Below are 23,535 nucleotides of genomic sequence, written 5' to 3' on the forward strand. Positions count from 1 at the left end.
GGCGCTCTCGGCCCTCTGACCTCCCACGACGATCCGTACGACCATGCGACCGGAGCGGCACCGGGCAGGACGGTCGAGACGATCCGCGTGGGTCAGGCTTCCCTGGAGGTGGCACGGAGCGCCTGGGGAGCGCTGAACGACGTCGTCACGGTCGTCACGACACCGCGACGGAGGAATCTCCTCATGAGCCCCGATATCGGGAGCACGACGCCGCCCGTGGGAACCGCTGGAAGCGGTACTGCTGTCTAGCAGTCCCGTCTGCTTCCGCATGATGAGGCGGCGTCGGCTCTACCTGGTGGCTGAGCAACCCCAGACGACGGACGGGCATGATGTTGGTCAACGGGCACAGACCCAGATCACAATCGATGGCACCGTGAAGGATGCTCGGGTCGTGGAGACCCGGGGCCGGCAGCTCGACCTCGCCCAGGTGGTCGGCGTCTATCGACCAGCAGCCCGACGAATCGCGGGCAAGCGTGAGCGACCGCTTCCAGCCGTCTCCGAAGCTTGACACCGCGAGTTCCTCGGTCACCCAGCCAGCGCCGACTTTCAGATGCCATGCAGTCGCGTAGTCCGTGGAGACCGACCCACCGTGGGCACGCAGGGAGTCCTCTCCGAGTCGGACAACGGCAGTCTCGATACGGCTCAGATCATCAATCCCACACCACTGGTACCGCTCGACGTTCATGCCCCCACCCTCCCATGGCCAGGTGATCGTCCGCCGGAGCCCCGCAGAGGTCCGCAGCGAGAGGCACGTACACGAGGAGTCGGAGACCGCACAAGACTGCACGGAGAACCCCGCCCGGGGTCTTGCGGCGAGCACGGTGGGAAGGCCACGCGCCCTCGCGGCATGCGAGCCTAGGGCCGCGTCAACGCCGGGGCGGCAGAGGGCCGAGCGCGGTGATCCGCGCCCTCAGATCCTCCCGTCCCGGTACATGGCCCGCAGGATCTCCTGCATCGCCGCGGTGTACTCGATCGAGGAGAAGGCGGTGCCGTCGGCGCCGGTGCGCTCGACCTCCTGCACGCCGAGGTGGGCGGCCAGCGGGGACGGCGCCCAGCCGCCCGGCCCGCCCGTGAGGACCCCGGCCTCGCGCAGGCGCAGGTTCAGCGCGGCCGCCGTGAGGCCGGCGTCCTCCTCCCGCAGCGTCGCGTCCTCGCGCCACGCCCTCAGCAGGCGGCTGAGCGTGACCGGCTCCGCGGTCGCGGGCAGCGGCCGGTCCTCGGCCGAGCTCTGCGGCGCCGCCCGGCCCGAGGGCTCCGCAGATCCGGCATCGGCGGCGCGCCCGGGAGGCTCCGCATCGGGAGGTCCAGCATCGGGAAGTCCAGCATCGGGAGTGCGGCTCGAGCGCGTCGCATGGGCGCTCATCACCTCGAACACCGGCCCGCGCGCCCACCGGTTCGGGGCCGCGAAGACGACGAGCAGGTCCTTCGCGCGCGAGACCGCGACGTTCATCAGCTGCGGGGTCGCGTCGATGAAGGGCGCCGCATCGCTGCCTGTGCCGTACACGGCGGAGAACAGGACGACGGGCCGCTCCGCTCCCTGCAGCCGGTGGGCGGTGCCGACGGTGATCCTCCCGGCCAGGTCCCCGGGCAGTCCGGCCTCCGGGCCTGCGGCCCGGGCGGCGGAGCGGATCTCCTCGGTGATGACCCGCGCCTGGGCGGCGAACGGGGTGACCACGCCGATGAGCGCATCGGCCGCGACCGTCGCCCCCGGATCCTCCTCCTGCCCGCGGTAGAGGTCCAGCAGCTCCGCGTAGTGCCCCACGATCCAGGCGGCGACGGCGGCGGCCTCGGGCCGGTTGATGCGGCTCGTGCCCTGCCGGGAATCCTGCGAGGAGGGCACGTCGACGAAGCGGAAGGCCGGGCCGTCGATCCTCGTGGCCGCGGGGTCTCGCATCGGCTCGAGCAGTCCGTCGTAGAGGAGGTCGTTGCAGAAGCCGATGATGTCGGGGTGGCAGCGGAAGTGCTCGCGCAGCAGCAGGCCGGGGGCGCCGTCACCGAAGCTCCAGCGGGAGGCGTGGCTCGCGGCGCGCATGAGGCTCGAGGGCACGGAGCACGTCAGCCCTCGCGCTCGCAGCTCCGTCTCCCACGGCGCGGCGCCGATGCCGACGCCCGAGGCCATCTCCCGATCGGTCTCCTCGTCGATCGACCACACGGGGGCGAGCTGCTGCTCGTCGCCGACGACGAGGGCGCTGCGGGCGAGGGCGAGGACGGGGAGCGCCAGCGGCGTGTCCACCTGCCCGGCCTCGTCGACGATGAGCAGGTCGATGCGCCCGATGTCGAACTCGGGGCGCTCCCCGTCCTTGACCCACCTCTCGAGGTACCGCGGCACCTGGTAGACCGTCATGACGAAGCAGGGGGTGAGCGCCGCGGCCTGGCGCCAGTAGCGCTCCATGACCGCGGGCGTGGACTTCCATCGGTCGTCCGGGCCGAGGAAGTCCTCGGTGCCGAGCCACCGGGCCTCGTAGCAGTGCACCGCCAGCCAGAACTCGGCGTGGCGGAGGGTGGAGTCGAGGACCCCGTCGAGCTGCTCGAGGTCCGCACAGCCCTGCAGCCGTGCCAGCCCCGGGAGCTCCCGCAGGTGCTCGCAGGACTCGGCCGCCGCGCAGGCCCTGCCGAACTGCTCCGAGCCGGGTCCGTGGACGTGCATCGCATCGAGCAGGCGCAGACGCAGGGCGTCCACCTCTGCCAGCGCCTCGTGCAGCCATTCCTGCAGGCGCGGCGGGTCCGCCATGCGGCCGAGGAAGGCGGCGGCACGGGCGACGAAGACGTCGCGGGCTCCGGCGAGATACTCCTCGGCGCTATAGGCGGCGTACGTGAGGCTCTTGTCCTTCTGCTCGACGAGGTAGCGCTTCCGGGCCTCCTCGAGCTTCGCGCGCGAGGGGCAGTTCACGGCGAGGGAGCGCATCGGCTCCGCGGAGACGGCGACGCCGTCCTCCTCGCGGGGCAGCCAGCGCAGGTCCAGGAGGCCGGGCTCGTCCGGGGCCACCGAGCCGAAGGACTCGATGATGTTCTGCACGGCCTGGTTGTTGGTGGAGGTCCCCACGATCACGGGCGCCTCCCGTCCTTCGAGGGCGTGGCGGACGAGGAGGTTCGCGACGACGGACTGCAGCATCGTCGTCTTGCCCGTCCCGGGCGGGCCGCTGACCGCGGTGACGGCGCCCTCTCCCCCGATGAGGAAGCCGTGGACGGCGCGGCGCTGCGAGGGGGTGAGGGGGCGCCCGGCGCTCATGGATCCGCAGGCGAGGCGGGCGGCCGCGTGCCGTCCCTCCCCGAGGTGGATCGCCTCCTCGGGCATCCGCGGCCCCGGCCAGCCTTGGATCGTCCGGACGACCAGGGGCGGCAGCTCCTCGGCGTGACGCAGATGCTCGTACACCTCGAGCAGCCCTTTCGCGGCATCGATGCGGTCCAGCTCCTGCACGTAGCAGGTCTCGTGCTCGATGGTGACCCCCGCGTCGCCGTACCGGGCGGCGAAGCCCGCGGCGTCCGTCCCGGCGACGGCGCGCAGCAGCATCTGCGCGACCTCCACGGCGCCCGCGGCACCGTCCGGTCCGGAGCCCGTCTCGACCTGCGAGAGCTGAGCGGCGAGGCGGGTGCGGACATGGGCCCAGAAGTCCCGCAGCGCTCCGACCATCACCTCCCGGTCGGTGAGGGCCTCGGAGCTCAGTCGCTCGGCGGGGATCCAGGGCGAGGACCCGGCCTCGAGGACCGGCTCGAGGCGACCGTCGCGCTGCAGGGTCGCGCCCATCAGCAGCAGGCCGTCATGGAAGGCGCCGGAGGCGCCCGTCACCGAGAGGAGGGAGATGACCACGGAGATCGCCGCGTCCGGCTCGGCCTTTCCCCGGGGACCTCTCCCCTGGTTCCGATCGTGCTGGGCGAAGAGGGAGTCGGCGACCTCGGCGGGCAGCCGGCCCGTCGCGATCGTCTCCCGGGGAACGGCCGCGAAGCGCTCCGCGCCCGCGAACCGGACCGCGTCGAGCCGTCCCCGCCGCAGCACCTGCGAGAAGTGCTCCGCCACCGCGCGCGCCTGGACCACGGGTCCCCCTCGATCGTCGTCGTGCGCTCCTGTCTACCATGCGACGGCGGCATCGTGCGGGGGTTCGACGGGACATGCTCACCCCGACCCGAGGCCGGGACGGCGCCGTCAGCCGAGGTCGGATGCGGATCTCACGACGACGCCGTAGAGGTCGCCGATCGTCGCCAGCGCCCCGGCGTGCAGCTGCTCGGCCGAGACGGGTGCGATCCCCGAGTCGAGGGGGCGGGTGGCCGAGGCGTCGGCGACGACGGTCGGCCTCTTCCCCGCGAGGAACGTCCCCTCGGCCGTGAACTGGACGCACATGTGCGTCATGAAGCCGGCGAGGACGACGTCCTCGTTCCCGGCGGCGTCCACGAGCGCCCCCAGATCCGTGCCCACGTACGCGTTCGGCGCTCCCTTGACGACCGTGGCCTCGCCCTCGATCGGGGTGACGTCCGGGTGGATGCGGCCGATCTCCGCACCGATGTCGTACGGGGTCCCCGCGCCGCCGTCGTGGACGACGTGGATGACGGGAGACCCTGCCTCCCGGGCGCGGGCGAGGAGGTCGCCGGCGGCGTCGAGGGCGGCCCGCCAGCCCTCGAGCTCCAGGACGCCGGTGGTGTAGGTGTTCTGGTAGTCGATGAGGACCACCGTCGATCGCGCCAGGACCGCGGGGGTCCGGTCCAGGCCGTTGAGCTCTCGAAGGGTCGTGCGCGCCATGGGATGTCCCTGCTCTCTTCTCTGCCGTCTTCTTCTCGTGCCGCGGTCCGCATCGTTCTCTCGTGCCGCGTTCCGCATCGTGCGGTTCCCCGTCCACGCTAGGAGCGGACCATCGTGTCGGCAATGCCATGTAACCTGCAGATACCGACATCCGCGGGAGAGGGCCCGGGGAGAAGGAGGCCGTATGAGGACACGCCTGATCGTGGTGGTGCTGTTCGACCGGATCGACCTGCTCGACGTGTCAGGACCGCCGGAGGTCTTCTCGCTGCTCCAGCGGGAGATGGACGAGCCGACCGGCTACGAGGTGGTCCTCGCAGCGGAGACGGCGGCACCGGTGACGACCTCCGCCGGGGTGCGGGTGCTGCCGGACGTCACGTTCGACGAACTCGCGGGCAGGAGCATCGACACGCTCATCGTCCCCGGGGCCGTCGACGTCGACGACCAGCGCCGCGTGCGGGCGAGAGCCGACCCCTCCGTGGTGGCCCGGATCGGCGAGCTCGCCGATCGCACCCGCCGCCTGACGTCCGTCTGCGTCGGAGCCCACGTCCTCGCCGCGGCGGGGCTGCTCGACGGCAGGCGGGCGACCACGCACTGGTCGACGGCCCGCCAGCTCGCCGAGGAGCATCCCCAGGTCGAGGTCGACCCCGACCCGATCTTCATCCGCGACGGCGACGTGTGGACCGGGGCGGGCATCAGCGCATGCCTCGACCTCGCCCTCGCCCTCGTGGCCGACGACTTCGGCGAACAGCTCGCGCAGCGCGTCGCCCGCCAGCTCGTGGTCTACCTCAGGCGGCCGGGCGGACAGAGCCAGTTCAGCGTCCCCCTCGAGCCGGCCTCCAGCACCCGGCGCGTCGACGACCTGCGCCGCTACATCGCCGAGCATGCAGGCGAGCCGATCACCGTCGCGGACCTCGCCGCGCACGTCCACATCGGCGAGCGCCAGCTCAGCCGGATCTTCAGGACCGAGCTCGGCACGACCCCCGCGGCCTACATCGAGTCGGCCCGCGTCGAGCTCGCCAAGAACCGTCTCGAGACCACGGAGGAGACGCTCGCCGCCGTGGCATCGGCCTGCGGGTTCGGCACCGTGGACACCCTGGCCCGAGCCTTCCGGCGCAGCCTCGGCATCACGCCCGGCGAGTACCGCGAGCGGTTCCGCCTTCGCGGCTGATGCTCTCGCGCGTCCTGACGCCCGGGCGCGAGGACCAGGCTCAGCTCGTCATCGGCGCCCGCGAAAGCGGGCTGATCGGCCGCCGGCGAGCGTCAGGGGAGCCTCCCCCCCCCCCCCCCCTCAGCCGCCGATGACGCGGTCGACGAAGGAGACGATCTCGTCCGCGACCTGGTCGCGGATCTCCGGCTCGTTGTGCACCTCGTGACGGAACCCCGCCCAGACGCACGTGCGGACGTCCGGATGGCCGGTGGCGACGAGCCTGTTCGCGACGTGGAACGCCCCTTCGCCGTAGTTCGCGACCGGATCCTCGCTCCCGGCGAGGATGAGGACGGGCAGGTCGGGCCGGACGGCGTCGTACCACGCGGCGTCGTTCACGGCGTCGTAGAGGTCGACGAAGCCGCGCAGGAACCGCACGCTCATGGGCGCGCCGAAGTTGTTCAGCGGATCGGCGGCGTGGTCGCGGACCACATCCGCGCTGCGGGCGACCCAGTCGGTGGGGCCAGCATCGGGACCGTACCGAGCGGTGAAGCCGTCGAACACCTGCTGGACGAGCGCGGCGTCCGCCGGCGCCTCGGCATCGGCAGCGGAGGCCAGGGCGTCGCGGTCCAGCACCTGTTCGATCCCGTGGATCTGGGCGGCGATGCCGCCCAGCACGAGCGCGTCGATCTCCGCGCTCGACGCGGCCGCCATCCCGCGCGCGATCATCGACCCCCAGGAATGCCCGAAGACGATGTACGGCAGGTCCGGGTGCAGCGCCCTCGCCTTCGCGCGGAGGCTCTGCTCGTCGGCGACGACGACGCGGTCCGCCCCATCGCCGGCATCGGCCCAGATGCCGGAGGTCATCGCCGTCCTGCCGTGCCCGGCATGGTCGTCGGCGACGACCACGAATCCCTCGTCGAGCAGGCGGGCGATCAGCCGCAGGTACCGGCGCGAGTGCTCGCCGAGCCCATGGATCAGATGCACGACGGCGCGGGGCGGCAGGGACGGTTCATGCACCCAGGCGTGGATCGTGTCCCGGCCGTTGCTCGAGGGGAGGTCGATCTCGATGAGCGCCATGGTCGGCTCCTTCATGCGACGGTGGATGAGAGCAGGTCCGATGATCGCACGATAGCACGCACCGACATGCTCATCCCCAGGTCAGAGGGGGATTTCTGAGCTCGCTGCGAGGGCGGCGCGATCAGGCGCGGGCGTCGCGCCGGTAGCGCATCGCGACCGCTCCGCAGCGCAGGGGCTGCGCCGAGAGCAGCTCGAGGCGGCGAGTCTCGGCGAGCCCGGCCTCGTGGAGGGTGGGGCCGTGGCCGACGATCCGCGGGTGGACGAGGAGCACGTACTCGTCGATCAGGTCCATGCGGTCCAGCGCCGTCGCGAGCCGGCAGCTGCCCAGGAGGACGCCGTCCGGGGTGCGATCCTTGAGCTCCTGCACCGCGGTGCGCAGGTCGCCGACGAGATGGTGGCTTCCGGTCCAGGGGAAGTCGCTGCGGGTCGTGGAGACGACGTGCTTCGGCTTCTGCTCGAGCTGGATGGCCCAGCGGCGGATCGCCTCCGGCGCCTCGACCTCGCCGCGGGCGACCTGCGGCCAGTAGCTCTCCATCATCTCGTAGGTGATGCGTCCCCAGAGCATCGCCCCGTGCTCGTCCATGAGCCGGGTGAAGAACGCGTGCGTCTCGTCATCGGCGATGCCTTCGCGATGGTCGATGCATCCGTCCAGGGTCGTGTTGATCGCGAACGTCAGAACACCCATGCGACGACTCCTCCGTCATCGCGCCCGGGGATCCGGGCGCGCCGTGCGGCTGACCGTAGGGCCGTCGCGGAGGGCTCGTCAAGAGAGACCCCCGCACGGCGTCCGATCCCCCGCCCCGCCCTGTCCCGCGCCCGTTCCCCCGCCCTGCCCCGACGCGCTCGGCCCACCCCGCCGACGCGCGCTCCGTCGCGCCCTCGCCCCCAGCAGTGCGGCGAAGATGCGGGAATCCGGCGCCCAAAGCCACAGCTTCACCGCACGCCCCGCGACCCCACCACGCCGTTCACTCACTGCCCCGCCGATGCGGCGAAGATGCGGGAATCCGGCGCCGAAAGCCACAGCTTCACCGCACCCGGACGTCGGGACGTCAGGATCGGGGGCCGATGGCGCCGCGCGGGTCGGCAGGGCGCGGTCGCCGGCGGTCAGTCCTCGACGCGCAGCGCGAGCGGGCCGGCCTGCGAGTTCCAGATGCGGTCCTGGTCGATCGGGTCCGGGCCGTAGCTCCCGTCGTAGCCCTCGAGCGGGACGCCCGCGGGGTAGTAGGTGCCGAACGGCGCGTCCTCCATCGCGTACTCGAACACACCGTCGCCGTGGTCCCAGGGCGAGTCGTGGGCGGTGATGTCGTAGGCGGTGCCGTCGTCGTAGGTCACGGTGGGCAGCTCGACGGTGAAGCACGCCATGGCGGAGTCGTCGTCCGCATCGGCGCTGCACCAGCGGCCCTCGACCGCCTCCGGGCCCGGGGCCGGGTCCTCGGCCCCGGAGGCTTCGGCCGAGGGGGCTGTCGTCGCCGCGGCCTCCTCGGATTCTGTGGGCTCCTGCGATCCCGGCGCCTCCGTGGACGTCGACCCGGTGGCGGGGGGCGCCCCGGCAGGCGGTTCCACAGTGCCCGGACCGGTGCAGGCGGCCGCACCGAGCAGGAGCAGCGGTACGGCGATCGCAAGCAGACCGCGGATCCGGCACCCGCGCATCGTCCGCCCGCATCGGGTCCAGCAACGCCCGTCACCGGAATGTCCAGGAGCGGCGATCGTCGGCAGCGGGTCCATGGGATCTCCTCGCGAAGCGGGCTGTGGACATCCCCAGCCTACGCGGAGCGGCCCCGTGGTCTCAGGCGCGCTCGATCGGGATCCAGAGCTCGCAGGTCGCCGTGCTGAAGTCCGCGGAATGCTCCAGGATCGCCACGATCGACGGCCCCGGTCGCAGCCGCCATGGGTTCGAGGGAAACCATTCGGTGGCCGAAGCGGCATAGGCCTCCTGCAGCGCCTGCGGGTGGGGTCCGGAGGTGCGGAACACGACCCAGGCTCCGGCCTTGACGGTGATCGCGTCGAGGTCGTCGGGCACATCGTCGTCTGCGCTGGTCGCGACGCCGTGCACGTAGGTCAGCTCGCCGCCCTCCGTGGCGCCAGGGTCGAGGTCTGCACTGACCTGCAGCAGGCCGCGGGGCTCGACGGAGCTCAGCCTCTTCAGCCGTAGATGCTCCGCGGCGGGCAGCGAGGCGATGTGCTGCTGGATGTGCGGGTTGATCCCGTCGTGGATCAGCGGCACCCGCACGGCATGCCCGATGAGGCGCAGGTCGGGGCGGTGGGTGATGCGAGCGTCCATGGCGGTGCTCCCTTCGACGGTCAGGCGGAACCTGAGTGTGGGTTGGGGACGAAGGGGGCCACCGTCACGGCGGACGTCGCCGTGAGCGGCCCCGTGGACCGAGCGGAACGCCCGCCCGAACGCCTCGACGGAGCCGTAGCCGCAGCGCACGGCGATCGTCAGCAGATCTTCCTCACCGATCACATCGGCCGCCGCGAGCGTCATCCGGCGACGGCGTACGTACTCGGAGACCGGCATCCCCGCGAGCGAGGAGAACATGCGGCGGACGTGGTAGCCCGTCGTGCCTGCCTCCGCCGCGAGTGCATCGACGTCGATCTCACCGCCGAGGCGGAGCTCGATCTCGTCGACGAGTCGGTTGAGGATCTCGATCATGGGTGCTCCCTTCGCCTCCACTCTGGTCCGTCGGGCGCCATGCCCGCCCGACATCTCCGGACCGGTTCTATCAGCCTCGGTGCAGAGCGGACCGGCGAGCGACTGCGCGATCCCCCCGGGCGGAGGGGAGGTCGATGATCACCGACCTCCAGAACAGGGATGCCGTGCCCGGAACCGGACGTCGCAGGGACGAGGGCGCGGGACGGCGATCACTTGCGCGGGGCACGCGCTCGGCATACGGTCGGCGCACCGCCGCTGCGAAGGAGCATCATCGTGTCCCAGGTCGTCGTCCACAACTTCTCGATCTCGCTGGACGGGTACGGCACCGGCGAGGGTCTCACGCAGCAGGAGCCGTTCGGGCATGCCGGGGAGCGCCTGCACACCTGGATGTTCGCGACCCGGATGTGGGCGCGGATGACCGGGGATCCCGACCCGTCGGCGGGGAGCACCGGTATCGATGACCTCCTCGCCTCCCGCCATGAACGAGGGGTCGGCGCGGAGATCATGGGGCGCGGGAAGTGGAGCTGGCGCTCCGGGCCGGTCACCGATGTCGGGACCGATGGGGAATGGCGCGGCTGGTGGGGCGAGGACCCCCCGTTCCACACGCCTGTCTTCGTCCTCACCCACCACCCGCGACCGCCGCTCGAGATGGAGGGCGGCACCACCTTCCACTTCCTCGACGCCTCCCCCGCGCAGGCGCTCGAGATCGCGAAGGAGGCGGCGGGCGGTCTCGATGTGCGCATCGGCGGCGGCCCGAGCATCGTGCGCGACTTCCTGGCCGCCGGGCTCATCGACACCGCCCATCTGGTCCAGGTGCCGATCCTGCTCGGTCGCGGCGTCAACCTCTGGACGGGTCTGGAGGGGCTGGAGGAGCACTACGCCATCGAGGCGATCCCCTCGCCCAGCGGCGTCGTCCACCTCCTGCTGAGCAGACGGGGCTCTGCGAGCTGAGCCGAACGCCGCGACGATGTCGCCGTCGCGGACGGCGCGCTCGTCGGGTACCTCGCGGGGTCGCTCGGACACGGCGTGGTACCCAGCGAGGACGACCGCATGGCCCGGGCGATCTCGCGGCACCGATCGCCCAGGAGCTCATGGAGGCCTTCCAGACGCACGTGCGCGAGGCGGGAGCGGCGGGCGCCTACCTGCAGACCCTCGTGGAGAACGAGCGCGCCGCCCGGTTCTTCGCCCGCAGCGGCTTCGTGCCCCATGGCACCGCCTCCGCCGTACCCGGGCTGCGGCTCACGGGAGGCGGCCGGGCACATCAGCTGACGATGGTGTGGCCGGCGCCGGCCGGCGCCGCGGAACCCCGCCTGTGCTAGCCTCTGAGCCCCTGGCGCGGGTGCACACCCGGTCGTAGGGCGCAGCGGCGCAGCACGCCGAAAGGGCGAGGCCCACCTACTTCACCGACGAAGAGGACCTCGTCATGCCCACGCTCGACACCTACAGGAAGCAGGCGAAGCTGCTCGTCCGCTGGCACCGCGACGGGAACTTCTCGATCGGCGGTCGCATCCGGCAGCTCGCGCGCTATCGCGCGCTGACCGATCGCGACGCGCTCGCGCTGCCGTTCCCCCTCGCCGAGGCCCAGGAGATCATCGCGCTCGAGGCGGGCTTCCCCGATGGGGCCTCGCTCCGAGCGAGCACCGAGGCCGCCCGGCCCAGCAGGGTGGACCCGAGCGCCGGGAGCACTGCCCTCGCTCGCGCCACCCCGGTGCTCTTCGTCGCCGATGTCGATGCCGCGGCGACCTTCTACCGGGGCATGCTCGGCTTCCGCATCGACTTCCTGCACGGCAGTCCCCCGTTCTACGGATCGGTGTCGCGCGACGGCGCGGCTCTCCACCTGAAGCTCGTCCACGAACCGGTGTTCGCGCCAGGTGCAGCCGAGCGGAACGGGCTCATCATGGCGTTCGTCGACGCCCCGAACGTCCGTGACCTCTACTCGGAGTACCTGGCCGCCGATGTCGAGATCGTGCAGAAGCTGACCAAGCAGGCGTGGGGCGGGACGGACTTCATCGTGCGCGACCCTGACGGCAACGCGATCACGTTCGTCGGCTGAGGGACGGGCAGGAGACGGGCCACGGCGACGCGCGAGACGGACCGTGCGAGTCACGGGATCGAGCAGCCGATGCCCGCGCCGCCCGCGCCCGGAGGACGCTGCTACGCTCGCGACACGCACGCCTACCTCGGAGGTCAGCATGCCCCAGCCCGTGCACCACGCCATCAGCTACATCGAGTTCGGCGTCACCGACCTCGAGGCCGCCCGCGCCTTCTACGCCGCCGCCTTCGGGTGGGAGTTCCACGACTACGGGCCCGAGTACGCGGGGATCCGCGCGGCGGACGGCGACGGCGAGATCGGCGGCTTGAGCACCTTCGCGGCCCCGTCCGCGGACGGGCCGCTGGTACTGCTCTTCTCGACCGACCTCGACGCCACCGTCACCGCGGTGACGGACGCCGGAGGCACCATCGTCGCGGGCCCCTACGCCTTCCCGGGCGGTCGACGGTTCGAGTTCACCGATCCGAGCGGGAACCGGCTGGGCGTGTTCGCGGAGGCGTGACCGTCGGGAGTTCGCGCGGATCGTCGTCGGGCGGCGCGCGGAGCGTCACGGCGGGTCCGCCCGCGGTGAGAATGCAGAGCTGGGAGGGGCGGTCGGCGCGCCCCGCGGCAGCCTGCGCCGGAAAATGACACGGCGAAGACCCGTCATGCCGAGGAATACTGAGGAACCGGCTCTTTCCATCGGCGCCCGATATATTTCTTCCCTTGCCATATTGGTCGCAGAGCGGGAGCGTCGCGAATGGTCCAGCAGAGGGCTCCCCCCGGTGAAGGGTCCCTGCCATGTCCACCTCGATCACCGCGGGTCCGCGGCGGAGCCCCCCCCTGACCTGCCCCTGATCGTGATCCTGGGCGACGCGCGGGACGACGAGGACCATGACGTGCTCTTCCCCGAGGTCCGCAGGCGAGGGGTCGAGATCATCCGCGTGCATCCCTTCGATCTGGTCACGCATCTGGGCCCCGCAGGAATCAGCTTCACGGTCCGCGGAGAGACCCTCGAACCGGATCTCGTCGTCGGCTGGATGCTCGAGGAGCTGCTGCTGTGGATCGACAATCCGGGTCGCGATATCCGCGTCTACACGGTGAACCATCATCCGGTCTTCGCGATGTACCGCTACGCACCCGATGGCGCATGGGTCACCAACGTCGCGTCCGGCGGGTCCATCGCGATGTGCCCCCTCTCCCCGGGACTGGCCGATATCGCCGCGCGCGCATCACGGGCCGCCGGCACTCTCATCGGAGGGATCGACGTCGGCGAGAATCTCACGACCGGCGAATACGTGGTGTACGAGGTCAATTCCTGCCCTACCTGCGAACCACCCGTGCTGGAGGTCATCGCGGACTTCCTCGCCGATGCCGTCCTGCGCGCGGACAGCTCGACGGAGGCGTGGGCTCCCACGACGATCGACACGGATCTCGACCTCAGCCCCGAGCTCTTCCACGCGAGCACACGGCACCTCCTGCACCGGGACTGAGGCGGCGGCTCGCATCGCCGGCGGTGAGCGGCATCCGGCGGAGGACCTCGACGGACGATCTCGATCACGCTCCTCGGCGTCCCGGCGGGAATGCTCGCCTCCCGCAGACGACCGCCAGGATCGCCACGGCGACGAGACCGACGGCGGTCCACGCCAGGGCCGCGACCGGCGCCTGGGCTGTGAGGACGAGTCCGCCGACGAGGCCTCCTCCCGCGACGGCGGCGTTGAAGACGGTGACGAACACCGACTGGGCGGCATCGGTGTGCTCTCCTGCGCGATCTGCCAGCGCCGTCTGCAGCAGAGCGGGTGCGCCGCCGAAGCCGGCCCCCCAGATCGCGACCGCGCCCGCGATGCCCAGCGCGCCGAGGGCGGGGTGCGCCAGGGCGAGCCCCGCCGCCCCCATGAGCACGAGGACGGCGAGGACTGTTCCCCGCAGAGCTCGATCGATCACCACACCCGTGGCGGTGATCCCGAGGAAGGAGGCGATGCCGAAGATCGCGAGCCCGATGTCGAGGCGCAGTCCGGTGGGTTCGAGCAGCGGGGCGATGTAGGTGTAGAGGATGTTGTGCGCGAGTACCCAGACGAGCGCGACCAACAGCACCGCGCGGATGCCGGGAAGCAGGATCACGCCGCGCAGCGGCATGTGGTCCGAGGACGCCTGCCCGGGGATGTCGGGCACGGCGACGGCGATCCAGGCGGCCAGGAGCGCGGCGGCCACGGAGATCGCCGCGAACACCCACCGCCAGTCCACCAGCGAGCCCGCGAGCGCGCCGAGCGGCACGCCCGCGGCGAGCGCGATGGGCTGCCCGATCCCCGTGACCGTGAGCGCCCGTCCCTGCAGCGCGGGCGGGACGAGGCGGCGGGCGCAGCCGGCGAGGACGCCCCACACCAGCGCCGCTGCCGCACCGGCGACGAACCGGGCGACGAGGATGAGCGCGTACCAGGGCGCGAGCGCGGTGACCGTGTTGAACACCAGCAGCGTCAGCACAGCGACCAGCAGCACCTTCTTGCGGCTCGCCCGCCGTGTGGCAGCCACCAGCGGGATCGCCGCGAGCACGGAGCCGATCGCGTAGAGGGTGACCAGCTGGCCGGCCGCGGACTCGGAGATGCCCAGACCGGCCGAGAGCTGCGGGAGGAGCCCTGCGGGGATGGTCTCGGTGAAGATCGCGAGGAACCCGGCCGCGGCGAGGGCGAGCAGCGCGACCCAGGGGAAGCCGCCGCGATCGACGCGCCGGGTCTGCGCCTGCGCCTCGGTCGCCGCCGTCACCGGGCCTCCTCGCGGAGCTCGCGGTGGCGCTGAGCATCCGCGAGCGCGGCCCAGTCGTCACGGTCGTGCCCGATCTCGATCGCCTCGGTCAGCAGCGCGGAGAGCAGGTCGCCGAGGGGCAGGCGCAGCCCGGTCGACGCCGCCTGCGCACGCGCCAGGTCCACGTCCTTCCGCCCCAGCACCGGCGTGAACCCGGCCGGCTGGTACCGCTGCGCGGCGATGAGCCCGCCGTAGTTCGTGTACACCGGACCGGGCGTGATGGTGGAGGTGAACAGCTCCACCACGGTGTCGGCGTCGACGCCGCCGCGTTCGGCGATGCTCACCGCCTCGGACATCGACTGGATCGCCGAGGCGATGAGAACCTGGCCGGCGACCTTGACGACGTTCGCCTGCCGGGGCGCCGCGCCGACCGGCCATACGCGGGTGCTGATCGCCTCCAGCATCGGGCGCACCCGCTCGACCGAGGCCGGATCGCCGGCGGCGACGATGGTGAGTTTGCCGGCCCTGGCGACCGGCACCCCGCCGAACATCGGCGCGGCCACATAGCCGATGCCGTGCTCGGCATGCATGGCCACGGCCTCTTCCGCCAGCGCCGGGCTGATCGTCGCGAGGTTCACGTGCACCGCTCCAGCCGGGGCCTCCTGGAGCAGTCCGGAGTCGAGGAACACCTCGCGCATCGCCGCGTCATCGGCCAGCACCGAGAACACCACCGGTGAGCCGAAGATCCCGCGAGGGCGCTCCAGGGCGACCACCCCTGCCCCCGCCAGCGGCACGAGGCGGGACGCATCCCGGCTCCATGCCGCCACCTCGTACCCCGCCGCGACGAGGTTCTCCGCGATCGCGGATCCCATCGCCCCGGTGCCGACCACCGTCACATCCGTCATGACCTTCACTCCTCCATATGGAACCACTTGAACCGGTTCCAGGCTACCTGCTGCGCGGCAGAAGAACCAACTAGACTGGTTCCATGAGTTCTCCTGCGTCACCGGAGCCGGGAGCGGCGGCCGCACAGCCGGCGTTCCGGCTGGACAACGAGCACCTGGCGTTCCGGTTCACCGCGACCGTCAGCGACCGCTACGGCAGCCCGGTGGAACGGCTCCCCACCCCCGCCCGCCTCGACGACTGGCTGGAGGCCACCGGTCTGCGCCTCGGCCCGGATCCGGCGGCGCCGCCTCATCTCGCCCTGGCGCACCGTCTCCGCGAGGCGATCCATCGCACCGGCACGGCGCTGGCGGGAAGCGGGACCCGAGGAGTCACGGATCCGCGGCCCGAGGACGTCGAGCTCATCAACCGGCTCGCCTCCGAGGGCGAGACCTTCCCCGAGCTCACCGCATCCGGCCTGGCCTGGCGCACCCGCTCGACGGACACGACCGGCGCAGCGCTCGGACTGATCGCCCAGCACGCGATCACCGTGTTCGGGAGCGAGGACCGCGATCGCATCAAGGCCTGCGAGAACCCGGACTGCGGCGGCCTCTACGTCGACACCAGCCGCGCACGGAATCGGCGCTGGTGCTCGATGAACCACTGCGGCAACCGCGCCAAGAAGGCCAGATTCCGCGGGCCCCGCGCCACGGACGTCGTCCCCTGACCGAGACGAGAAGGGGCGATCAAGCTGTCGTGCGGCGCTCGCCCCGTCGCCGCACGGATGCGCGCCCTCGAGCACGCGGGACGGCGACAGGACGAGTACGGTGAGATCATCGCCCCCACGAGGCCGGGGCGCTCCACCGCTGGGAGTCCTCATGCGTCCGCTCATCCTCCGCCACAGCCTGTCCCTCGACGGATACGCCGCGGCTCCGCCGGGGGTGCGCGACGACGTCTTCGTCGAGTACGACGAGGACGAGGAGTTCATCGCGCACATGGCCGCCGTGCTCGGCTCGGCCGGAGTGCACGCGATGGGCTCCCGCACCTACCGCGACATGGCCGGACACTGGCCGTTCCAGACGGGCCCCGAGGCCGACGCGATGAACTCCATCCCCAAGGTCGTCTTCTCCCGCTCGCCGATCGACACGCCGTGGCCGAGGACCACCGTCTGCTCAGGGGACCTGGCCACCGAGATCGCCCGGCTGAAGGCCGAGGACGGCGGCCCGATCCTCGCGCACGGCGGCGTCCGGTTCGCCCAGGCGCTCGTCCGCGAAGACCTGGTCGACGAATACCACCTGCTGGTCGGCCCTTTCGCCCACGGCAGCGGAAGCCCGCTGTTCACCGAGCTCACCAGGTTGACGCTGATCGACGTGAAGTCCTTCCCGAAGGGGAACCTGGCCCTGACCTACAGGCCCGCGACGTCCGCATCGTCCTGAGGCGCCCTGGGCGGCATCGCCGTCCTGGGGCTCCCGCAGCCCGCGGCAGGACCGCCGAGCATCGGAGATCCCGAGATGAGCATCAGGAACACCACCCACGTCGTCGTCCGCCGCGCGAGCTGGACACGGCCCCTGAGAGCGCTGCTCTGGTGCGCCTCGGGGGCGATGATGTTCGCGATCCCCTTCGTGCTGGTCGCCTTCCCGGGGCGTGATCTGCTCGGGACCCCATGGCTGTTCCCGGCCGCCGTCCTCTGCGCGCTGCTGGCCGGGTGGACGGGCGCGAGCTCCGCCCGGACCGGGCGTCGGACCATTCCCCCGTGGCCGCTCCTGCTGGGGACGCTCGGGTCCTGGGCGGGGTGCGTCGGCGCCGGGCTGCTCCTGGGACGCGCGGGCCTGAGCGTTCGGTCGTCTCCTGCAGGCACCGAGTACGAGCCCGCTCCGCAGGTGATCGGGATCGGCGCCATGCTCCTGATCGTCGCACCAGCCGCCCTGGTCAGCTCGGTCCTGCTGCGTTCCCGGTCGGCGCGGAGCGCCAGGGGCACGGGCATGACGACGGAGCCGTCGAGGCCTGACCGCGGCCGTCCTCGCCGAGCGTGACGGCTGGGAGGTGAGCCGATATGCAGACCATGACGGGCAGCGGTGCCGGGATCTGGGAGCGCGTGACCGCCGGCCCCGTGCCCGGCATCTCCCGCCCCGGCCCCGCACCCCGTGCGGAATCGGTCGAAGAAGTCGCCGCGTGGGCGGGCAGCGAGGACTTCCGCCGCACCACGCTCGTGACCGCACCGGTCGTCTGGGTGCTGCTGCCGATCACGGCGCTCGGCTTCCTCGTCCAGCAAGCGGTCACGGACCCGACCGGCCGGGGAGGGAACGCCTCGTTCTTCGGCGAGACCGTGCACGCGTGGCCTGTGTGGTTCGTCTGGCTCATCTGGATCGCGGTGGGGATCTGGCTGCTCGTGTCGGTCTGCGTGCTGGCTCTGCGCCTGAGCGTCTGGAGGGACCTGAGCAGGGAGAACCGGTGGATCCATGAGCGCAGCGTCGCCCACTCGATCCACCGCGCCTCGGTGAGCTATGACGACGGCGAGGGCGGCGCCTGGGCGACCCACATCGCGCTGGACCACCGGCTGGACGACGGGCACGCCGCGCGGATCCACGAGGCCTTCGAGCAGTGGCTCCTCGAGAACAGCGCGCCGCCCGGATCGGGACCCATCTCGTCGGAGGATCTGTTCGGCGCTGCGGCGAAGGGCGGCTACTACATCCTGCACATGCCCCTCCCGCAGACGGCAGGCGAGCCGGTGGAGCACCAGTGGCTGCTCATCACCGAGCCTCGCGCGGAGGGCGGCGACGTCCTCGTCACGCCGGTGCCTGTTCCGGCGAAGCTGCGGAGGATCCGGGCGACGCTGCGTCGGAGGGATGAGCGGAGGGCGCGATGAGGATCATGAAGAACATCTCCCTCCTCGGTCTGGTCGCGACCGACGAGCAGACCCGGGAGTGGATGGCCGCGGCGCGCACCCCGGAGGTGCGCAGGCGCATCAGGCGCTGGTCGAAGATCGAGAGCATCAGCATGGTCGCGATGCTCGCGGGCATCGCGCTGCTCTGCCTGGCTCCGTTCGCCTCGATCGCCGTGGCCGTCTGGTCGAGCGTCGGCGACGTCGACCGCTCCTGGCTGCACTGGTGGGTCTGGGGTGTGACGGCGGCCATCGTGTTCGGCGGCACGATCGCGTCCCTGCTCTCGACGACGCGACGGCAGCAGGCCTGCTTCGCCGACGGGCGGCTGACGACGGGCACCGTGGATCGAGCGATCGAGCATCCCGGCAGCGGTGACGACGCGACCTGGTGGGATCTGCGGATCAGCGCGGTGCTGTCGGACGGGGCCGTGCTGCGGCGGCGGCTCCATGTCGAGGGCGAACGGCTCGGCCGTCGGAAGGGTGGCCCGATCCGGTTCCGTCACAACACCCATGATCCTGAGGAGCTGGACGACATCCTGTTCGACGGCTGGCCCGACGACGCAGGATAGGAGCGATCTTGCACCGATCGCTGCCGGCGCCGGGAGGAGGACGCCTGTGGCGCATCTGGGCGGCCCCGAGGCCACGAGCCCCCGGCCCCTGCAGAGGGATCGCAGGTCCTGGACGGGAGACGCGCGTTCACGTCATGACCGTCGAGACGGTGAACACGCCGACCAGCTGGTGGACCCCGACCCGCTGGGCCCGATTCGTGGTCGTCGTCCCCGCGCTGGCGGTGCTGGCCGCGTACCCGTTCCTTCCCCCCCGGCCGGAAGATCGAGTGCTGGCGTGGGCGCGCTGCGCCCGATACCTCGACGGGACGGTCGTCACCGCGGGGAGGCGACGTCCCTCGCGACGCCCCCGAGCGCCTCGAGGACAGCGCGGACGGCCAAGCGCTCGGCACGATGCGGCTGGCTCAGGACCGTGACGAACCGTCTCGCCTCCACGCCCGCGAGAGGTCGCAGCACGACCTGCCCGGTCGTCGGCGTCGTGAACCGCGGCAGCAGGGCCAGATGGTCGCTGGTGCCGACGAGCGATTCGATGAGTCGGTTGTCCCGCAGCCTCTGGACGACATGGAGGTCCTGTCCGACCGCGAGCGCGAGCGATCGGAGCACCGTGTCGAACGGGTAGCCCTCGGGGACGCCGATCCAGGTCTCCTCCGCGACGTCCTCCGGGGTCACCGCCGTGAGAGCGGCGAGCCGATGGTCCGGCGCCATCGCGATGTCGAGAGGTTCCCGGACGAGCGGCAGGAGGCGCAGGCCATCGGAGCCCGCAGGGCTCGGACCCGAGAGGCTGTGCCCGATCACGATGTCGAACTCGCGGGTGAGCTCGGCGTAGGACTCCTCCGCGACGTCGACATCGTGGAGGACGAGCTCGACTCCCGTGCCGGAGAAGCGCTTCAGCAGGGAGGCGTAGAGGAACGTCGCGGCGCTCGCGAGCGCCGCGACCGTCACCGTTCCGCGCGGACCGGAGCGAAAGGAGTCCCACTGCGCCCGGACCTGCTCGACCGCGACGGCCACCTGCTCGCCGCCGGCGGCGAGAACCTCGCCGGCCGGGGTGAGGCGCAGCCCGCGGCCCGCGGGCTCGAGGAGTCGAGCCCCGAAGGCGCGCTCGGCGGTGCGGAACTGCTGGGAGACGGCCGAGGGAGTGCGGTGCGTGGCCTCCGCGACCGCCGTGACGCTGCCATGTTCGGCGAACTGCCGCAGGAGTTCGAGGTGCCTCGGATCCATGAAGGCACCCTACAGCACCGATGCAGAACTTCTCGATTGTGCTTCAGCGACGTACGGACCACGATCGAGCCATGCCGATGACACACCGACTCCTCGCGGCCTCCGTCGCCATCATGTGGGGCTTCAACTTCCTCGCGATCGACGCCTCCCTCGCACAGTTCCCGCCGTACTTCCTCGTGGCGTTCCGCTTCGCTCTCATCGCGATCCCGACGCTCCTTCTCGTCCCGCGCCCGGATGTGGAGTGGAGATGGCTCATCGGATACGGCCTGGGATTCGGCACCCTCCAGTTCCTGTTCCTCTACTGGGGCATGGCGATCGGGATGCCGGCCGGACTCGCATCCCTCGTGCTCCAGACCTCCGCTCCCTTCACCGTCCTGCTCGGTGCGACGCTCCTCCGCGAGCGGCTGAGCCGTCCGCAGCTCATCGGCATCCTGGTCGCGGTGGCGGGTCTGGCGACTGTCGGCGCGTACCGGGCGGAGGCGGCCGCGATCCTCCCGTTCCTGCTCACCGTGGCCGGCGCGTTCGGGTGGGCGATCGGCAACATCTGCAATCGACAGGCTCGAACCACCCAGCCGCTGCGCCTCACGCTGTGGATGTCGGTCGTCCCGCCGCTTCCGATGCTCGCCCTGTCCCTCATCGTCGAAGGCCCAGACGCCATCATGAGCTCCTTCTCCACCCTCGCCACCCCGACCGGCGCCCTTGCGCTCTCCGGGCTCGCCTACACCGTGCTCATCGGGACGATCGCCGGGTCCGGAGTCTGGTCCTGGCTCATGGCGCGCCACCCTGCCGGCTCGGTCGCGCCGTTCTCGCTGCTCGTCCCGGTCGTCGGGATCGCCGCCGCATGGATCATGCTCGGGCAGGCGGCGGCATGGCAGGAACTGCTCGGCGGGGTACTCCTCGTGAGCGGCGTGCTCCTCGGGTCTCTGCGGCGGCTTCCGCGGGCATCTGGACCGAAGAGGAGCGCGGGAGCTCCACCCTCGCGCGCGCGAGCCATGAGGGAAGCGTGCGGCGGGACGCCGACGGAAGCGGCAGCGGCAGGCATCGGGAGCGATAGCCGAGGATGACCTCGGAGACCCGCCGGGAGCCGGAGGAACGATCACACGGTGATGCGGGACTCCACCACGTCGCCGCACCTGAGATCAGCTGCCCACCGAATGCCTCCGCGAGTCACGCCGTGGCCCAGGTGCTGAGCCCCCACAGGGCCTGCCCGCGCCAGAACGCTGCCGAGGCCGATCACATGCACCCTCAGCCGAGCGGTGGACTATCACATGTCTCCGACCACGTTGATCAGGTTCCCCGCCGGATCAGCGAACACTGCGAAGACCATCGCGATCTCCGGTATCTCCTTCCGCCCCGCGACGATCGACCCGCCTTCGGCCTCCACCTGCGCCAGCGTGGCATCGATGTCCGAGACTCGGATCACCGGCCGCGGTTCCCGAAGATCCTCCGTGCGCGGAACCACCTCACCGTAGATCGCCCCGGGTCGCGATTCATTCGCGTACGTCGCCTGCGCCGACCAACCGAAGACGCGACCGTAGAAGTGCCAGACCCCATCGACATCGTCCGCCGGGATTTGAAGCCACGTCACAAGATTCTGATCCATGCCACCACACTACCGATCTGGACATCGCCAGGTCGCTCCTCCCCTCTCCGCGACGACGGAACGCCACCGGCACCGTGGGCACGCCCGCGACGTGTCAGGGATGATCCTCTGACGCTGAAGCGGAACTCCACCACGTCCCAGCACGTAGGGCAGTCTGGGGTCAGGGGGCGATCGTCGACCTAACGCGAAGACTTCAAGTCCCACCTCCTCGGCTCCGACCAACTGATCGTCACCGCCCACCCGGCCACCATCTCCGTGGCACCCGGACCGGCGCGCATAGCAGGGAGGATGCCACGAGCAGCGCGTCACCAGGGAAGCGCCGCCGCACTGACGAGCTCCGCAACCCCACAGGAGGCTGGTGGTGTCGGCCCTTCGCACTACGCTCAGATCATGAAGAGCCCTCTGAACGATCGTCAGCTCCACGTCCTGAAGTGGATCGCAGAAGGATGCCCTGCGGGCAGGTGGCCCGAGGAAGATTTTTCGTACAAGAGCAGCGCCGCTGCGTTGAAGTCCAGAGGGTTGGTGACGATCAAGGGACACGCGAGGACCTGGTCAGCCTCGACCACCGAGGCTGGCGGCTACTACCTCGAACACGGCACATACCCTCCGAACTCTTCCCGCGTCCAGGCCAGCGCTGTGGAGGCACCAGATCCTCGCACCCATGACAGCGACCCCGCGATGCTGGAGATCGCAAGGGCACTGATCGAGCGCCTTCAGGAAGAGGGCACGATCACCGTAGCCGATCCAGACGAGAAGACACGCGCGAGCTACCGCCGAGCCCTACACGCCTGTAGGTCCCGCCACCTCGTGCCCGTCGGACAGGAGTTGCGCTTCACTGGCCGCAACACCGGCGACATCGTCATCACGCTCGTCACCGGCTCCTCCGCCGACGAGACGGACTGGAACCGCATCCGGCTGACGACAAGGAAGGTCACGACGGACCTCGGGGCGTTGCAGACAGCGCTGGAGACATCTTCGATCCTAGATGAGCTGAGTGAAAGCCTGCGGTCTCGCGCGACCGACTTTCTGCTCGACCTCGCCGAGCGACTTCGCGCCGAGGACCTGAAGCTTGGAGCCAACGTCAAGTTGAAGACCCCCAAATTGTTTCTCCAAGTCGGCAGCAAACGCCGAGACGTCTTCTTGACGGAGATCCACGATGAGGTCCCACACGAAATGACACCCCAGGAACAGCGGGAGCTCCGGCGCGCGCCCTGGAAGCAGATCCCGGAAGTCGATCACGTTCGCTCCGGCCGCCTGCTACTTCGCGTGAACCGCGAGGGTTCGCACATGACGAAACCGGACAGTCGCGGCAACTCCTGGTGCAGGAATAACGTCGACGAGTTCTCGGATACGAAGCGCAATTCGCTCGAGCAACAAGTCCGGCAGATAGCTCGCGCGATCAAGAAGGGCGTCGACGACGACAGGGATGCCCGCGAGCGCGACGAGCGACGCCGGGAGCAGGCCAGCCTGGAGTTCGAGCGTCAGAAGGCTGAGGAGTTGCGGACCTGGCAGGAGGTGCGCAGTCGAGCCCGCGACAAGGCCATGCTCGAGCTGCGCGAGACCACCTTTACTCGCGCGTTCACAGCTTGGCAGGAAGCGAGAGAGCTGCGCGCGTTCGCGGAACAGCTCCAATCTGACGCCGTCGACCAGCAGTTGCTCGTAGATCGCCCAAGACTGCAGCAGTGGCTGCAATGGGCACGAGATCGCGCGGACGAGATCGATCCGGTCAAGAACCTGGCCCGCCTAGACGACGACGTTTTCGACGCAGAGCCTTCCGCTGAGGATCTCCGTCCATACATGGAGGGCTGGGATCCTTCCGCACCCCACACGGACTACGGCGCTGCGTACCGAAAGACCGAGCCGCAAGCTATACACGTGCCGCAGCCCCGACCATGGCATCCGGGCATGATCGGTCGGCCTAGCTGGTGGCGACACTAAGCCAACTCGACATCCCCTGTACCCGGGGTAGAAAGAAAACAGACCCGCGTCTCATCTAGAGGTCAAGTCC

The 23,535-nt window shown here is 70.9% G+C and carries 24 protein-coding genes; 13 read left to right on the top strand and 11 right to left on the bottom strand.

Features of this window, described 5'->3' with window-relative positions; genetic code table 11:
- Positions 1–181: 181 nt before the first annotated feature.
- The 3 genes from ACFFF6_RS03390 to ACFFF6_RS03400 all read right to left on the bottom strand — a co-directional run bounded on the left by ACFFF6_RS03390 (position 182) and on the right by ACFFF6_RS03400 (position 4,732).
- On the bottom strand, positions 182–685 hold the full coding sequence (locus ACFFF6_RS03390; RefSeq protein ID WP_376978219.1) for a putative glycolipid-binding domain-containing protein: 504 nt from the start codon (positions 683–685) through the stop codon (positions 182–184).
- 225 nt (positions 686–910) lie between these two features.
- Positions 911–4,033: a DEAD/DEAH box helicase gene (locus ACFFF6_RS03395; protein WP_376978221.1), complete on the bottom strand. Its 3,123-nt coding sequence runs from the start codon at positions 4,031–4,033 to the stop codon at positions 911–913.
- 108 nt (positions 4,034–4,141) lie between these two features.
- The gene (locus ACFFF6_RS03400; RefSeq protein ID WP_376978223.1) at positions 4,142–4,732 is read right to left on the bottom strand and encodes a cysteine hydrolase family protein; all 591 of its coding nucleotides are present in this window, start codon (positions 4,730–4,732) and stop codon (positions 4,142–4,144) included.
- Positions 4,733–4,916: 184 nt separating this feature from the next.
- Between ACFFF6_RS03400 and ACFFF6_RS03405 the strand changes: the two genes are divergently transcribed.
- Entirely contained in the window at positions 4,917–5,900 is a 984-nt protein-coding gene (locus ACFFF6_RS03405; protein WP_376978225.1) for a GlxA family transcriptional regulator, read from the top strand.
- 120 nt (positions 5,901–6,020) lie between these two features.
- Here ACFFF6_RS03405 and ACFFF6_RS03410 read toward each other — a convergent pair whose 3' ends face one another.
- The 4 genes from ACFFF6_RS03410 to ACFFF6_RS03425 all read right to left on the bottom strand — a co-directional run bounded on the left by ACFFF6_RS03410 (position 6,021) and on the right by ACFFF6_RS03425 (position 9,609).
- The gene (locus tag ACFFF6_RS03410; RefSeq protein ID WP_376978227.1) at positions 6,021–6,956 is read right to left on the bottom strand and encodes an alpha/beta fold hydrolase; all 936 of its coding nucleotides are present in this window, start codon (positions 6,954–6,956) and stop codon (positions 6,021–6,023) included.
- Between the two features lie 121 nt (positions 6,957–7,077).
- On the bottom strand, positions 7,078–7,641 hold the full coding sequence (locus tag ACFFF6_RS03415) for a dihydrofolate reductase family protein (RefSeq protein ID WP_376978229.1): 564 nt from the start codon (positions 7,639–7,641) through the stop codon (positions 7,078–7,080).
- Between the two features lie 419 nt (positions 7,642–8,060).
- Positions 8,061–8,519, bottom strand: coding sequence for a hypothetical protein (locus ACFFF6_RS03420; RefSeq protein WP_376978231.1), 459 nt, complete (start codon positions 8,517–8,519; stop codon positions 8,061–8,063).
- 223 nt (positions 8,520–8,742) lie between these two features.
- Positions 8,743–9,609: an AraC family transcriptional regulator gene (locus ACFFF6_RS03425; protein WP_376978233.1), complete on the bottom strand. Its 867-nt coding sequence runs from the start codon at positions 9,607–9,609 to the stop codon at positions 8,743–8,745.
- Between the two features lie 273 nt (positions 9,610–9,882).
- Between ACFFF6_RS03425 and ACFFF6_RS03430 the strand changes: the two genes are divergently transcribed.
- The 5 genes from ACFFF6_RS03430 to ACFFF6_RS03450 all read left to right on the top strand — a co-directional run bounded on the left by ACFFF6_RS03430 (position 9,883) and on the right by ACFFF6_RS03450 (position 13,131).
- Positions 9,883–10,560, top strand: coding sequence for a dihydrofolate reductase family protein (locus tag ACFFF6_RS03430; protein WP_376978235.1), 678 nt, complete (start codon positions 9,883–9,885; stop codon positions 10,558–10,560).
- A gap of 140 nt (positions 10,561–10,700) precedes the next feature.
- Positions 10,701–10,928, top strand: a complete 228-nt coding sequence (locus ACFFF6_RS03435; RefSeq protein ID WP_376978237.1) for an N-acetyltransferase — start codon at positions 10,701–10,703, stop codon at positions 10,926–10,928.
- A 104-nt stretch (positions 10,929–11,032) separates the two neighbouring features.
- Positions 11,033–11,662, top strand: a complete 630-nt coding sequence (locus tag ACFFF6_RS03440) for a glyoxalase superfamily protein (protein ID WP_376978239.1) — start codon at positions 11,033–11,035, stop codon at positions 11,660–11,662.
- 139 nt (positions 11,663–11,801) lie between these two features.
- Positions 11,802–12,161, top strand: coding sequence for a VOC family protein (locus ACFFF6_RS03445; protein WP_376978240.1), 360 nt, complete (start codon positions 11,802–11,804; stop codon positions 12,159–12,161).
- Between the two features lie 337 nt (positions 12,162–12,498).
- Positions 12,499–13,131, top strand: a complete 633-nt coding sequence (locus ACFFF6_RS03450; RefSeq protein ID WP_376978241.1) for a hypothetical protein — start codon at positions 12,499–12,501, stop codon at positions 13,129–13,131.
- A gap of 64 nt (positions 13,132–13,195) precedes the next feature.
- On the opposite strand, the gene ACFFF6_RS03455 is transcribed toward ACFFF6_RS03450, so the two are convergent.
- Both ACFFF6_RS03455 and ACFFF6_RS03460 read right to left on the bottom strand, forming a co-directional pair.
- Positions 13,196–14,398, bottom strand: coding sequence for an MFS transporter (locus ACFFF6_RS03455; protein ID WP_376978242.1), 1,203 nt, complete (start codon positions 14,396–14,398; stop codon positions 13,196–13,198).
- A complete protein-coding gene (locus ACFFF6_RS03460) occupies positions 14,395–15,282 on the bottom strand; it encodes an NAD(P)-dependent oxidoreductase (RefSeq protein WP_376978243.1) in 888 nt (295 codons plus the stop codon). Before ACFFF6_RS03460 ends, ACFFF6_RS03455 begins: the two co-directional genes overlap by 4 nt.
- 83 nt (positions 15,283–15,365) lie before the next feature.
- Between ACFFF6_RS03460 and ACFFF6_RS03465 the strand changes: the two genes are divergently transcribed.
- From ACFFF6_RS03465 to ACFFF6_RS03485, 5 genes are all read left to right on the top strand, one after another.
- Complete coding sequence (locus ACFFF6_RS03465) at positions 15,366–15,986, top strand: CGNR zinc finger domain-containing protein (protein WP_376978245.1); 621 nt, start codon at positions 15,366–15,368, stop codon at positions 15,984–15,986.
- Between the two features lie 151 nt (positions 15,987–16,137).
- Positions 16,138–16,695 (top strand): dihydrofolate reductase family protein, encoded by a 558-nt coding sequence (locus ACFFF6_RS03470; RefSeq protein WP_376978247.1) that lies wholly within the window; start codon positions 16,138–16,140, stop codon positions 16,693–16,695.
- Between the two features lie 75 nt (positions 16,696–16,770).
- The gene (locus tag ACFFF6_RS03475) at positions 16,771–17,292 is read left to right on the top strand and encodes a hypothetical protein (RefSeq protein WP_376978249.1); all 522 of its coding nucleotides are present in this window, start codon (positions 16,771–16,773) and stop codon (positions 17,290–17,292) included.
- Between the two features lie 20 nt (positions 17,293–17,312).
- A complete protein-coding gene (locus ACFFF6_RS03480; protein WP_376978251.1) occupies positions 17,313–18,125 on the top strand; it encodes a hypothetical protein in 813 nt (270 codons plus the stop codon).
- A 5-nt stretch (positions 18,126–18,130) separates the two neighbouring features.
- Positions 18,131–18,709 carry a hypothetical protein gene (locus tag ACFFF6_RS03485; RefSeq protein WP_376978253.1) on the top strand — a complete coding sequence of 193 codons (579 nt, stop codon included), beginning with the start codon at positions 18,131–18,133 and terminating at the stop codon, positions 18,707–18,709.
- A gap of 312 nt (positions 18,710–19,021) precedes the next feature.
- On the opposite strand, the gene ACFFF6_RS03490 is transcribed toward ACFFF6_RS03485, so the two are convergent.
- The gene (locus ACFFF6_RS03490; RefSeq protein ID WP_376978255.1) at positions 19,022–19,924 is read right to left on the bottom strand and encodes a LysR family transcriptional regulator; all 903 of its coding nucleotides are present in this window, start codon (positions 19,922–19,924) and stop codon (positions 19,022–19,024) included.
- Positions 19,925–19,995: 71 nt separating this feature from the next.
- On the opposite strand from ACFFF6_RS03490, the gene ACFFF6_RS03495 reads away from it, so the two are divergent.
- Positions 19,996–20,988: an EamA family transporter gene (locus ACFFF6_RS03495; RefSeq protein WP_376978257.1), complete on the top strand. Its 993-nt coding sequence runs from the start codon at positions 19,996–19,998 to the stop codon at positions 20,986–20,988.
- 200 nt (positions 20,989–21,188) lie between these two features.
- Here the strand turns inward: ACFFF6_RS03495 and ACFFF6_RS03500 are convergent, their stop codons facing one another.
- On the bottom strand, positions 21,189–21,527 hold the full coding sequence (locus ACFFF6_RS03500) for a VOC family protein (protein WP_376978259.1): 339 nt from the start codon (positions 21,525–21,527) through the stop codon (positions 21,189–21,191).
- A 390-nt stretch (positions 21,528–21,917) separates the two neighbouring features.
- On the opposite strand from ACFFF6_RS03500, the gene ACFFF6_RS03505 reads away from it, so the two are divergent.
- A complete protein-coding gene (locus ACFFF6_RS03505; protein ID WP_376978261.1) occupies positions 21,918–23,465 on the top strand; it encodes a hypothetical protein in 1,548 nt (515 codons plus the stop codon).
- Positions 23,466–23,535: the final 70 nt, after the last annotated feature.

It is taken from the genome of Brachybacterium hainanense, from assembly GCF_042434575.1.
GTDB classification, from domain to species: Bacteria; Actinomycetota; Actinomycetes; order Actinomycetales; family Dermabacteraceae; genus Brachybacterium; species Brachybacterium hainanense.